The organism is Sporolactobacillus laevolacticus DSM 442, from assembly GCF_000497245.1.
Taxonomy (GTDB): domain Bacteria; phylum Bacillota; class Bacilli; order Bacillales; family Sporolactobacillaceae; genus Sporolactobacillus; species Sporolactobacillus laevolacticus.
Genome location: NZ_AWTC01000019.1, coordinates 24,520 through 37,774 on the forward strand (window position 1 = coordinate 24,520; position 13,255 = coordinate 37,774).

Here is a 13,255-nt window from a genome sequence, read left to right on the forward strand (position 1 = left end):
TTTACTGTCTGCATTAATTATCGGTTAGGGTACGCTGAATTTTAGCGACATTGTCACATATTCAGCCTGAAGCAACAAATAACCATGGTAAAATAACTAAGCACTAATTTTAACAGTTTATCATTAGCCATGGCTAGTCCGCCAAGGCCTTAAGTCCGAATATAAAAACAAAGTCCGCATGATAATAATCAAGCACCAGGTATTCGATGCGAAACAAGCAGAAATCCGTCAAAACTCGCGTACGGCTTTGTCGAACAAAAATAATGCTACATATTGTCGCACAGTGAAAGGAGATGGCTTTGTGCGCTCTTTTAGAAAGCATTGGCTTGGCTGGTTTCTTTTGGTCGACATCATGCTTGCTGTGCTTCTTTTTATTGTTTATTCACCCGATAATCGCTTTATTGGGAAAAAATGGGTGGCAGATGTTTTTAACGATGCCGAACAAGTGAAAAATGAAGCTCTCCAGCTCGCTGATCAACCATCATCAAAACGCGCAGTTCAAATTGATGCACCGGAAATTCAGCAAAAACCGGAATTGCCGCGCGGTTGCGAAGTCACTTCTCTAGCGATGCTGCTTCAGAAGGCCGGCCTGCACATTGGAAAAATGGAACTTGCTCGTAAAATTGACAAAGTACCTTATTACCAGAATCAGCTGTTTGGTAATCCAAATGCAGGTTTTGTCGGTAGCATGGATGATATCAGCAAACAAGGTTTCGGGGTTTATCACGAGCCTTTGGCAAAACTCGGCCGTCAATATCTCCCAAGTCGGATTATTGATTTGACCGGCAGATCTTTTGACTCGGTCATTGCTCAGCTTCAAGACGGAATTCCGGTTGTTGTGATTACAAACGTAACTTTTAAGCCATTGCCGCAGAACGCGTTTCATCTATGGCATACGAATGAAGGCAAAATAAAAGTCACCAATCAGGAACATGCCGTTTTGGTGACCGGATACGATAAGAATCATATTGTGTTCAATGATCCGCTTGGAAAAAAGAATGAAACAGCTGATCGAAAAGCATTTATTGACGCGTGGCAGCAAATGGGAAGTCAGGCGATCAGCTATAGGAAATCACCGATCTTTTAATTAGAAAACATAAAGACCGGGAAGGATGGATTTACCGGAATTTATGTTTTTTTCATCCATGGATTAACGTAAGCGAATCAATCTGCTTCGGATGTGCCGCGGTTATCGCTGTCGCCGCAAGGCGCATGGTCGCACCAGTTGTGTATAAGTCATCGACTAATAATATCTTTTTTCCTGTGACTATCCTTACTTGATCATTCTTTAAATGAAACGGCGTTTCACGCATCAGCAGCCTTTCTCGACGGTTTTTCTTGCTCTGCTTTTGTTCATTTTTCTCACGAATCAGAGCGTCGACGATCGGCTGTCCAAGTTTCCGGGCCAGTAGTTCAGCTTGATTAAAACCACGCTCAACGAGACGCTCGCGACTGAGTGGTATCGGAACGATCGCTTCATATTCTCCGCCGCTCCGTAGATTCAAGAAACGAAAGCGCAAGCGATGATCAATGATTCGGCTATATGCCTTCTTTAATTCTTTTTCAAATCCATCGGCTAAAATGGCGTCTCCACGAAATTTGAACATAGTCATTACTTCTTTGATGAATCCGTTATAGCTATATATCGCGTAGTTTCTGCCGTACAGCCCGTTTCTACCACTTTGCTTCCACCGAATGCAATCATGGCAAATTTGATCATGAACAAATGCCGGCTCAAGGGAGTGCAGATCCCGGCCGCAAAGCCGGCAGCTGTACAGCGGATCAATACGTTCAAGTTGTTCTTGACATGAGAGACAAAAACCTGTGCTCGTATCCGGCGAAAGTAGTGAAAGGAACGTCAGCGGCTCCCGCTTTTCAGCACGACAAAACAAACAGTGCGAACCGCTCAAAATCCCCCCTCCTTGTTCATTTGTTCAATTTGATGCCGTGCCTGAACCATTGCGAATGTCTTCCCATTATGAAAAAAGAGGATATCGCCCTCGGGATAATCAGGAGACCTTCCCACTCGACCGGCAATCTGAACGAGCGCACAGGCATCAAATACCGGATCATCCGCGCCAAGAACTGCTACTTCAACCCCAGGAACCGTGACACCTCGTTCCAGGATTGTCGTTGTGACCAAAGTTCTGATCTTGCCTTCTCGGAACGCAGCAACCTTCGTGTGACGATCCGGATCTTCCGCGTGAACACCTGCTGTTCGCTCAAATCCTTCTTTTTGTAAAATCTCTGTCAGTTCACGCGCCAATGTGACGGTAGGAACGAATAGAAACTGCTGACACCCCTGTTTCTTTTTCTCCATCAGCCACTCATGAATTGTTTTAGGAAGCTGCCCATGCTGAATGAAACGCGTCCAATTGCCGATCCAGCGAAAGAGCGGTACAGGCAGCGGATGGCCATGATAACGACGGGCAATCTTGATGCCACGTAAAGAACCCATTAAATAGGCGTTCCTCAACCCTGGCGGCGGTGTTGCCGTCAGATAACCAAATGGCGCGCCGGGTTTCGCTGCTTTTCGTACTGCGAATTCCAACATCGGGTCATAATGGAACGGAAAAGCGTCCACTTCATCAATAAAAACACAGTCAAAACAATCGGAGAAGCGAATGAGCTGATGTGCCGTTGAAATAACCAGCTGCGCTTGTGGATCATTGTCATCGCTGCCGGCATAGAGACCGCTCACTGTAATCGAGGGAAAAGCCGAACGAATGCGTGGCAGCAGTTCACGCACGACGTCCGTACGCGGGGTCGCTAGCAGGATATGATGCCCTTGCATGAGTGATCGTTCAATTGCCTTGTATATGATTTCTGTCTTACCTGATCCGGTTACAGCCCAGATGAGAAATGAATAGCCGGCAGCAAGCGCTTGATCCAGAGCGTTCGCTGCCGCAGTCTGTTCTTCGGACAATATTCCGTTCCAGGAACAAAGCCTTGCAACACTGTTTACGCTCGCCCATGCTTTAGGCGCGGGACCGCTCCATGTCACAAGTTTGGTGCATGAGCGAACAATGCCCATATTGAGGCAATGCCGGCAGTAAACGCATTTTTTCCGGCAGCGTGCGCATGTGCAGACGGCAAATGCCTCCTGATCACGATTGCCGCAGCGACGGCACTGCCATTTCTTTCGGCCGGTCAGTAAATCAAGGAGATTTTCTTTTAAAAGCTCGACTGCCGGGCGAATAGCCACATACCCGTTTTTTATATGTGTTTTGATCACTTTTTCAGAAAAAGGAAGTTCTTCGGCACGGTACTCCCTTCCATATAAAAAGTGCTGCACGTCGAGGCTGAATTTCGGAGATGAATCGTTCTTGCTGGAGAGTAACATCATGGATAGACCTTCTTTCGGAGAATGAATGAGGAAAAGATTTGAAGAGGATGTTCGAAAAGTCCGGGAAAAAGGAGAGAAGGATCTTCTGCTAAAATCATGCACTTCCTGTGCATAACGCAGAAGTCACCGCATCCTGCGGAAGTTCTGTGTCAACTTGCTTTTCTGCTCCTCACGTATTATTCGTATACGCTCCGGTGCTCAAAGCTGCGTTTCCTTGACCTTCTTGTGACGCCTAGGATGGGCTAGTGCAGGCGTTGCAACAGGATGTTGCGTTCTTAGCCTGTAAACCTATCCTTTGTCCTCCTTTTCGAACGGACTCTAAAAGGAATTTGAGTCATGTGAAAAAATGATAAAGAGTGATGAATGAGAAAAATGGACTGAAGAGGGGGAAATAGGTGTTAAATAAATTTTCGACACATTCCGGAAAATTCCTGCATCAGGCGCTCTTTTTTGTTTGATTTTTTTTTGCTGCCTCCTAAAAAAAATAGAGCCACATGATAGACATGCGACTCCTCATACAAATCATATTTTTAAAAACCCGATCAATATATTTTAACCCAACCGTTCTTTATCGCTTCAACCACAGCCTGGGTTCTGTCTTCTACACTCATTTTCTGCAAGATGTTGCTGACGTGGTTCTTAACGGTCTTCTCGCTGATATACAAATGCTCGCCGATCGCCCTGTTGCTCTTTCCGTCAGCCATAAGCTGGAGCACTTCACATTCACGATGGGTCAGGATATGAAGCGGCGGACGGTATTCCAAATCACGAAAGCCGGACAGTTCGCTTGAATACCCTTGTGTAGCCAAACGACGGAATTCATTCACGAGATTGTGGGTGACTTTCGGATGTATGTAGGCGCCGCCTTGTGCGACAATCCGCACGGCTTCAATCATCGAGTCGGCATCCATTTCTTTCAGCAAGTAGCCAAGCGCACCCGATTTCAATACATGAGTTACATAGCTCTCGTCATCATGAATGGAGAGAATAATAACTTTCAGACCCGGATGATTCTTGATCAGCTGCCTGGTCGCCTCAACGCCATTCAGCTTCGGCATGTTGATATCCATCAGCACAACATCAGGATCTGTGTCTTCAATCAACTTTTCAGCAGTGCTACCGTCATCTCCTTCAGCAACCACTTCAAAATCGCTTTCCATATCCAAGATTCTTTTGACGCCTTCACGGAAAAGACGATGATCATCAATTAAAGCAATAGTTGTCACTTTTGGTCGGACATTCGTCACAATTATCTCTGCAGTCAACAGTACGATTCATAAGTAGATACCAGCGGATACCGCATACATTTTGCTCTATGCTTATCTTTAATAATTAATAATGGCCTAATTAACTGATTGCTGGTGTATTTATTGATCCGTACATCCCGGATGACTGCAGATTCTCACCTCTCTTTTGGTCTGTCAGAATGTTCAATGAGGCATGGGATTGCACTCACCTGACATGTATATTTCGTTGTTATTCGAGTTCATCTTCGCGCTGGAGTGGGATGTTAATCAGAATTTTGGTGCCTTGGTTAAGTTCCGAATGAATGATCAGCTCGCCATTCAGTAATTCGGCGCGTTCCTTCATTCCGATCAGTCCGTAACTTCCTTCCTTTGACACCGACTGATCAAAGCCTGTCCCATCATCCATCACCAGAATAAGGACCTTGTCCGTCCTATATTCCAGCCGGACATTGATTTGTGTTGGATTCGCATGGATGCAAGCGTTCTGCATGGCCTCCTGAATAAGCCTGAATAAAGCAGCCTCAATACGTGATTGAAGCCTTTTTTCATTTCCGATACTGTCAAAAATGATTCGGATGGCTGGATAGTCACTGTTCACGCGATGAAAGTACTTCTTGAGTGTCGGCACAAGCCCTAGATCATCGAGGCTCATCGGGCGCAGATCATAGATGATCCGCCGAACTTCAGCTAATGCGCCTTGCACCATGACTCTGTACTTCTGTAATTCTTCGTGGGAAGCTTCCATACCTTCCTTTTGCCCAACACGCTCGACCACATCAAGACCAAGCAATACTTGAGCCAGAGTTTGTGCAGGCCCGTCATGAATCTCTCGTGAAAGTCTTTTTCTTTCTTCTTCAAGCGTTTCAATAATTTTAAGGCCAAGCGCGCGTTGCTCCCTAGCGCTTGCAATGACCTCTCCTACTTGCTGCAAGTCGCTTGTCAGATAATTCAGCACAACCGTCACTTGCCCGATCAAAGTCTCCGCTTTTTGAATAGTCGCTGTCAGCTGAATCAAACGGCGCTCCAATTCGTCACGCCTTTTCTTCATCTGTTTCTCCATTTCACGGACAATAGACAAATCGTTCTGAATCGCATTTGCTGCTTCATAGGCGTGGCGAATATCTTCTTCTCCATACTGATTAAACGCTCGACTGATCTCAGCAAGACGTCCTCTCGATTTTCTCGCCTCTATTTCGAGTACGTCGCTTCGATCAATAATGCCTTTCAATTCTTGCTTAACAAGTTGGAGTTCTTTTACCAGCGCGTCATGCTCTTTACGTGATTCTTCACCAATCTCAAAGATTTGAGTTTTGCTGCTGCTCACATTATCAATCATGCTATTGATAATTTTATCAAGATGCTTGACATCAAGTGCCGCGTTGATCGGTTTGCTGGTTGACATAATTTCCCTCCATAACAAATGTAGCGGAACACATTAAGACGTGCTAGCCACATTGTGCCTATCTACGTATAGGCCTAAAGCACTAATTCAACATCAAATGCCTTTGCTCCTGCTATTTTTCGCTTCTCTCACTTATTTTATATTGGTCTGAAACTCATGTACCGCAGTCATTCGATGTTATTTTTGCCATAAAATTGTCTATATCCATTGTTTATTAGGGATAAACAATTATCAAGTGTAAATGTTACCATATAGAGGGAGTTTAAAAAGTCCGGGAAAAATTGCTGTCGAATCTCTGCGTCAACTTGTTTCTCCGCTCCTCACGTATTATTTGCATACGCTCCGGTACTCGAAACTGCGTTTCCTTGATCTTCTCGGCCCTTTTTGTCCTCCTTTTTAAACAGCTCATATAAAATGATAGCACGTATACTTGGCTTGTCAGGATGAAAATATATTTCTTCTACGGACGAAATGCTCCAATATGGAAACGAATGAAAGGTATGGATGGAAGAGTCTGTCTTCATCTCTTTTCAACTGGCACATGCCCCCACACCGATACATTCGGCTTAGAACGTTTTATTTTCATGCATTGCTATTTAAAATGCTGCTGTGACTGCAAGTATAAGATAATATATTTCATTCAGAGCCAACGAAAATTTTGCCGATATAAAGGAAGGAGAAATTTATGCCTTTAGTTAATTACATAACGGTCCGAACATCCGCTATGGTTGAAACTGAAATTAAGCGTTCACGTTTTATTGCTGCCGTCTATCCGGTCGAAACAGAGAGCGACGCCGAACAGCTGATTCAGAATGTTCGTAAAGAACATTGGAAAGCAAATCATAATTGTTTTGCTTATATCATAGGAAAGAAACAAGAAATTCAAAAAGCCAGCGATGATGGCGAGCCGAGTGGAACTGCCGGTGTCCCCATGCTCGATGTGCTGAAACGCCGTAATATATGCAATGTTCTCGTTATTGTTACCCGTTATTTTGGAGGTATAAAGCTTGGGACAGGCGGATTGATTCGTGCGTATGCACATGCAACTAGTGACGGACTTAATGCTGCAGAAGTCATTGAACAGGTGCCCTCCCTCCAATGGGCTGTGACCGTTGATTATCACTTGAGCGGGACTTTAGAAAACAAATTGCGTGAATCCCCTTATATCGTTAAAGGGGTCCAATATAGTGACAAGGTCACCTTTGAGCTTTACACTAGTCAGGAAGAAGGTCCCGCATTTATCGAATGGATCACAGATTTGACAAACGGCCAGGCACAAACAGAAAAAACATGCGAACTTTATTTACAGAAAAAGCTCCCGAATCCTAGCGAATTGTCTTAAAATTTCATTTTGTAGATCCCAGTGACTTTTGGTCTCACCTCAGTGCCGACGAATCGTCTTCTCTTGTTATTTTTGTTACCGTGTTTCTTTCTTGCGAAATTTGCCGAAAAAGCACAAATTTTACATTGATGGATTGGACGGACTTATGTAAAATTAAATTATTGTAAAGAAAAATGTGACTAATTAACCACAACAGTAGATTACTACACACGGTGAGTTCTTAATGGCCTTATGCATATTTGTAATAGATAACGAATCCTAAGGAGAATACGTCGAAAATGGCATTGAGCAGAATAGAAAACCAAAAAAAGAAAAAGTATGGCTTGCGAAAAAAAGTTATCATTATTATTTTGACTGCACTTCTTGTTCTGGTGGGGAGCGGCGCAGCGTACGGCTATTATTTAACGAAAAAACTTGAAACTGTAACAAACCATGCTCAAAAGAAACTGGCACGCGGCAACAAATCGGACTTGCGTGCTGAAAAGGTTGATCCTGTAAAAGATAATTTCTCTATTCTGTTTATGGGGATTGATAAACGTAAAAATGAACCAAGCAGATCTGATGCCTTAGTCCTCGCTACGTTTAATCACGCCACAAATCAAGTTCATATGGTCAGCATTCCACGTGATTCAAAGGTACAGATTATTGATCCTACACACACACGCGACTATGGCATTTCCAAGATCACACACGCACATGCTTATGGTGATGCGAACAATAATCAAGGTGCAGACTATACCATTGCAACTGTTGAAAACCTGTTCAAGGTTCCCGTAGATTATTATGTGCAGGTCGATTTCGCTGCATTCGTTAAAATCGTTAATGCACTTGGTGGCGTAGAAATGAATGTTCCGGTCAAACTGGTTACGCAAAACAGTCACGACAAGAAAGGCAAAGACGCAATCGTACTTGAGCCTGGCAAACAGCTTCTCAATGGTGAGCAAGCACTTGCTTTGGTCCGCAACCGCAAGTCCCCAGGCGCGGGAGGAGATTTCGGCCGAGGGAGAAGGCAAATGGCTTTGATTGAAGCTATTGTTAAGAAGAGTGCAAACCTTTCTTCGGTTGCCAAATACAGTTCAGTCATTGATTCTCTTGATAAGAACTTTGAAACGAACTTAACCTTTGGCCAACTGCTCAGTCTGCGCCGGTATGCAGGGTCCTTATCAAAAATTAATACCCTGCAACTGAAAGGTACAGATGACATGAGCAGCGGAATTTACTATTACGCGCTTGATGACAACTACTTGAATAAGGTACGGTCAGAGCTGAAAGCACAGCTCGATTATAAAACCATTGCCGCCAGCGGTAACGGAGCATCCGATAGCAGCGGAACGAGTGGGACGTCTTCCAGCGAAAGCTCTAATTCTTCAACTGACTCATCCGGCCTGGCAACCGATTCATCTGGAGGCACAAGTAATCAATAATCATTGTACTTAAGCCTGTACGCAGTATTCATGCGTACAGGCTTTTTTGTATTTGTAGTATGCATGATATTTATAATACTTGGTCCTATCTCTGTAAAAGTTGGTCTTATTCTCGAATAAGTCGGTCCTATTCGTGTTACTTGGTCCTTTGACCACTGAGTGTTATTGACGCTTGATTTTATCCGAAAGTTGACGCCATTGCCTGTCCAATAAGTGCCAGCTATAATGTCCGTAGGACGTTATAGCTGGCACTTATTATGAGAAAGGAAAAAGGTATCCCTTTACCGTGTAATCCTACTTACACGAGGGATACCCATAAATCAACCATATGGTTATTATATCAAACTATGACCTTGTTGGTAACCAATTAACAGGTGTTTTCTGTTAAGAGTGCGGGAAAGGTGCCTTGCCCTTGTTGCGGAGGAGAGCTTAAAGTTATTGGAAGCCGTTTGAGGAAATACATCGAAGACTCGGGAAAGTGCGTGTCTCTAAGAATTCGTCGTTTGTGTTGTGGCACCTGTTCTAAGATTCATCATGAACTCCCTGATCTACTTCTTCCTTATAAACGTTATGAGTCCTGTTGCTTTGAAAAAGCAATTTCCCAGCCCAACAAAAATGATGTCGCTACGGACAATTCGACTCTATTCCGTTGGAACCGTTGGTTCCTTGAGTTTATCGATTACTGGCTGGCCTGTCTTCATTCGATCGCTCTCCGCTTTCAACAAATGGATTTAGCCCCGGTGGCTCCTTCGTCCGTGGAATCACTGACACTTTCGTGTTTGAACCTAAATCATGGCAAAGTAACGCCAATCATCCTAATGACTAAGTCCAAAATTTTATACTTTCTTTCTTATCCTGCAAAAAAAGCATGGAGCAGCTCGTATGAACCGCTCCATGCTCTCTTGCTTACGATCTATTGTAAACTACCTTTATTTTACCTTCGCTAAGTTTAAGATCCGCTTGTACGTATTCAGAAGCGGTTTGTAATTGGCACTCACAAGGCCGACACCCTCAACGACGAGTTCAATAATCAACATAACACCAATGATAATGATCATTGATCCAAGCAATGTTGATGTTGAGAAGAGGATTGCTGCCAGTGCGAACATTGCGCTCATGCCATAAATCAGGACCACCGTCTGGCTCTGCGTGAAACCAAAGCGGAGCAGGCAGTGGTGCAAATGCGATTTGTCAGGTGCCGTCAAAGGCCTTCTGTTAACAAGTCGGCGAATAATCGCAAACAGTGTGTCGGAAATCGGCACCGCCAGAATAATAATCGGCACAACGAGTGAAAACAGCGTGACATTCTTGAAGCCAAGCAAAGCAAGCACAGAAATGATATAGCCTAGGAAGTAGCTACCCGTATCACCCATGAAAATTTTCGCCGGATGAAAATTGTACGGCAGAAAACCTAAAGTACTGCCAAGCAAAATCGCACTGACGGAGAACACAAACAAGTTGCCTTCCGTTAATGAGAGCCCGGCGATCGTCAGTATTACAATACTTGATACACCTACAGCAAGTCCGTCAAGACCGTCAATCAAATTAATCGCATTTGTGATGCCCATGATCCACAACAAGGTGAGCGGTATGCTCAGCCAGTATAGATGCAAGACACCGTTAAATGGAAGATTAATAAATGAAACATTGATTCCGCTCAGAACAATAACCAGTGCGGCGAAGAAATGCGCAATTATTTTCACCTTTGGCGACAATGAATACATGTCATCCAGAATGCCTGTGATTATAATAATCACACTGCCAATGATCAGCGGCAATGTGAAACTACTGTCCGGCCACAGGATAAGCATGCCAATAATAAACGCTAAGTAAATAGCCAAGCCGCCCATTCGCGGCATAATCGTTTTATGCACTTTGCGGGCGTTCGGAAGATCTGTCGCGCCGATGCGAATCGCCAGTTTCCTGACTAGAGGTGTCAAACCAACCGCAGCAAGAAAACAAATAATGAACGTCACATAGACCATTTTGTCAGCCCCGCCCTTAACCAAAATTTCGGATTCGTGTCATGTCTCAAAATAGCACTCTCTAAAACTTTTCTTATACGGAATTATAACATATTGTAAAGACAATGCTACATGTTTCTTAACAATCTCTCAATGATATCCACAATCCGTTAAAATTAGTTTACAATATTAACAGCCTATAGAACTAAATTCGGTATTTTTTTGATGATTCCAAGCAATAATTGGAATCCCAAGTAGGATAAAACAATGCGGAACAAGGCAAAATGTATAAGACTGCCTCATTGAATTAAGGATGGGATTTTATTGAGTGAAAAAAAACAAGTCGGCACGATCTATATGAATGACTTTCACACAAAGCAGGAATTTACGGCTGTTTTTAATGACAGCCTTGCAGATCGTAAAACCATTAACCTATATTTTCTTAATGATCACGGTTTTAACATTGCGCAAAAAGATCGCGATTATAATGCAGTGCTTAATCGCGCGGACTACTTGCTCAATGACGGCATCGGCATCAAATTAGGAGCGAAGCTGTGGGGTGTCAACCTTCAAGAAAACTTGAATGGAACAGACCTGATTCCCTTATTACTGCAAATATGCACAGAGAACAGCTTGTCGGTCTATTTGCTTGGATCAACTCAAGAAATCGCACTGTCAGCCTCTAAAAAGTTAAAGGAACAGCATCCAAATTTAATCATCGCCGGAACGCATGACGGCTATTTTTCATCTGATTCCGAAGTTGTCTCAGCGATTAATCAATCGCGTGCCGATGTCCTACTCGTTGGAATGGGCATGCCGCTGCAAGAAAAATTTATCGATCGTAATTCTGAAGTGCTGAAACCATTAGTACGAATCGCTGTCGGCGGATTTATCGACTTTGCTTCCGGAACAAAACCGCGGGCGCCGAAAATCATGCGCCGGTTGAATCTTGAATGGCTGTTCCGCATGGCACTGGAGCCGCGGAGAATGTGGAAGCGCAATGTCGTCGGACATGCTCAATTTTTCACGAAGGTAATCTGGCTGAAGTGGAGACATGATCGGTAAACTTTGCAGATTTTGATCGTCCCCTATTTTTCATCTAGGGGATTTTCTTGCCGGATGATGATAGAATGATAGTGGAATAATCTATTGATGAAAGAAGGATCCGCATGGATAAAAATTTTTTTATTCGGAACCGTAAGAAGCTTTATGAAGCGTTGGAGGATCAGTCGCTTGCCATTCTTTTTGCCGGGGAAGCGGCACACCAGTCCGCAGACGAAAGCTATCCTTTCTATCCAAATCGCAATTTTTACTACATGACGGGCATTACCGAACCCAAAGTCATTTTCGTTGCCGCTAAATTCGGCGGAAAAGTTGAAGAAACATTGTTTATTCAACGTGCTGATCCATGGATGGCCAGGTGGGTCGGCGAAACAATCACGCCAAATGCAGCACAAGATGCATCTGGCGTTGAGAATATTGAGCTGCTCGATCAGTTTGAAGACTACGTGCGTTCGCAACTGGATGGACGCGTGTACAAGCATCTATATGCTGATCTTGAAGCAAAATCATGGGAATTTCCAGCGAAGCCGGCGAATAAATTTGCGGCGGAAGCAGCTGTCACCTATCCATATTTGTCGATCCACAATTTGTATCCGGTCATTTGCAGGTTCCGCGTCGTTAAATCTGCGGAAGAAATTGAACTGACGCGTGAAGCCGGCAAAATTACTGCTGACGGAATTAAAAATGTTCTGGCTAATGCGAAGCCGGGTATGAAGGAATATGAGCTGGAAGCTTACTTTAACTTCGTATTAAAGAGCCGAGGATGTACGGAATTCGCTTTTCCAACGATTCTCGCCAGCGGCTTCAACGGAACGGTCCTGCACTATTCGGCAAACACAGGAACTGCCGAAGACGGTAGTCTCGTCCTGCTCGACCTTGGCGCACAGCACAACTATTACAATGGCGACATCAGCTACACCTTCCCTGTAAACGGCAAGTTCACGCCTCGCCAAAAACAGATTTACGACATTATCCTGCGCTGTAACCAAGAAGTCACAAAAATGGCAAAGCCGGGTGTCGCGTTTAAGGCGCTGAACAACTTCACGATCGAATTCTACACCGAAGAATTGATGAAGATCGGCTTGATTAAGACATCTGAAGAATTACGCAAGTATTACTTTCATGGCGTCAGTCATTCGCTTGGTTTGGACACGCATGACGTCGGACCCTATCGCGAAATGGATTTGGTACCGGGCGAGATCATCACAAACGAACCTGGCCTTTACATTCCTGAAGAAAGCATCGGCATCCGTATCGAAGACGATGTGCTCATCACAGAAACCGGTTCCGAAGTGCTGACTACCGGCCTGCCGCGTACAACCGATGAAATAGAAAATTTCATGGCGGAAAACAATAGTAACCTTAAGTAAGTAGTTTAGAAATTAAGAGATTCCGATGGTTGGGGTCTCTTTTTTATACTATAGGAAACATTCATGACCCGCTTAAGGGGCGCGGGACATCGCTTGGA

At 44.1% G+C, this 13,255-nt stretch carries 11 protein-coding genes; 6 read left to right on the plus strand and 5 right to left on the minus strand.

The annotated features are described in order from the left end of the window. Nucleotides 1-301: 301 nt before the first annotated feature. The gene (locus tag P343_RS33930) at nucleotides 302-1,087 is read left to right on the plus strand and encodes a C39 family peptidase (protein WP_023511371.1); all 786 of its coding nucleotides are present in this window, start codon (nucleotides 302-304) and stop codon (nucleotides 1,085-1,087) included. Nucleotides 1,088-1,139: 52 nt separating this feature from the next. Here P343_RS33930 and P343_RS33935 read toward each other — a convergent pair whose 3' ends face one another. The 4 genes from P343_RS33935 to P343_RS33950 form a co-directional block, all read right to left on the minus strand. Beyond that, the gene (locus P343_RS33935) at nucleotides 1,140-1,910 is read right to left on the minus strand and encodes a ComF family protein (protein WP_023511372.1); all 771 of its coding nucleotides are present in this window, start codon (nucleotides 1,908-1,910) and stop codon (nucleotides 1,140-1,142) included. Continuing rightward, nucleotides 1,907-3,346, minus strand: a complete 1,440-nt coding sequence (locus tag P343_RS33940) for an ATP-dependent helicase ComFA (protein ID WP_023511373.1) — start codon at nucleotides 3,344-3,346, stop codon at nucleotides 1,907-1,909. Before P343_RS33940 ends, P343_RS33935 begins: the two co-directional genes overlap by 4 nt. A 542-nt stretch (nucleotides 3,347-3,888) precedes the next feature. After that, nucleotides 3,889-4,593, minus strand: a complete 705-nt coding sequence (locus tag P343_RS33945) for a response regulator (RefSeq protein WP_023511374.1) — start codon at nucleotides 4,591-4,593, stop codon at nucleotides 3,889-3,891. A 229-nt stretch (nucleotides 4,594-4,822) separates the two neighbouring features. Beyond that, nucleotides 4,823-5,995, minus strand: coding sequence for a sensor histidine kinase (locus tag P343_RS33950; protein ID WP_023511375.1), 1,173 nt, complete (start codon nucleotides 5,993-5,995; stop codon nucleotides 4,823-4,825). Between the two features lie 685 nt (nucleotides 5,996-6,680). Here P343_RS33950 and P343_RS33960 point away from each other — a divergent pair. The 3 genes from P343_RS33960 to P343_RS37545 all read left to right on the plus strand — a co-directional run bounded on the left by P343_RS33960 (nucleotide 6,681) and on the right by P343_RS37545 (nucleotide 9,708). Beyond that, the gene (locus P343_RS33960) at nucleotides 6,681-7,337 is read left to right on the plus strand and encodes a YigZ family protein (protein WP_023511377.1); all 657 of its coding nucleotides are present in this window, start codon (nucleotides 6,681-6,683) and stop codon (nucleotides 7,335-7,337) included. A gap of 278 nt (nucleotides 7,338-7,615) precedes the next feature. Beyond that, a complete protein-coding gene (locus P343_RS33965) occupies nucleotides 7,616-8,761 on the plus strand; it encodes an LCP family protein (protein ID WP_023511378.1) in 1,146 nt (381 codons plus the stop codon). A gap of 401 nt (nucleotides 8,762-9,162) precedes the next feature. Further along, nucleotides 9,163-9,708: a DUF6431 domain-containing protein gene (locus tag P343_RS37545; protein WP_236620369.1), complete on the plus strand. Its 546-nt coding sequence runs from the start codon at nucleotides 9,163-9,165 to the stop codon at nucleotides 9,706-9,708. Here P343_RS37545 and P343_RS33970 read toward each other — a convergent pair. Continuing rightward, a complete protein-coding gene (locus tag P343_RS33970) occupies nucleotides 9,691-10,746 on the minus strand; it encodes a glycosyltransferase family 4 protein (protein WP_023511379.1) in 1,056 nt (351 codons plus the stop codon). The genes P343_RS37545 and P343_RS33970 overlap by 18 nt on opposite strands. A gap of 303 nt (nucleotides 10,747-11,049) precedes the next feature. On the opposite strand from P343_RS33970, the gene P343_RS33975 reads away from it, so the two are divergent. Continuing rightward, on the plus strand, nucleotides 11,050-11,790 hold the full coding sequence (locus P343_RS33975) for a WecB/TagA/CpsF family glycosyltransferase (protein ID WP_023511380.1): 741 nt from the start codon (nucleotides 11,050-11,052) through the stop codon (nucleotides 11,788-11,790). Nucleotides 11,791-11,894: 104 nt separating this feature from the next. Continuing rightward, entirely contained in the window at nucleotides 11,895-13,157 is a 1,263-nt protein-coding gene (locus P343_RS33980) for an aminopeptidase P family protein (RefSeq protein ID WP_023511381.1), read from the plus strand. Nucleotides 13,158-13,255: the final 98 nt, after the last annotated feature.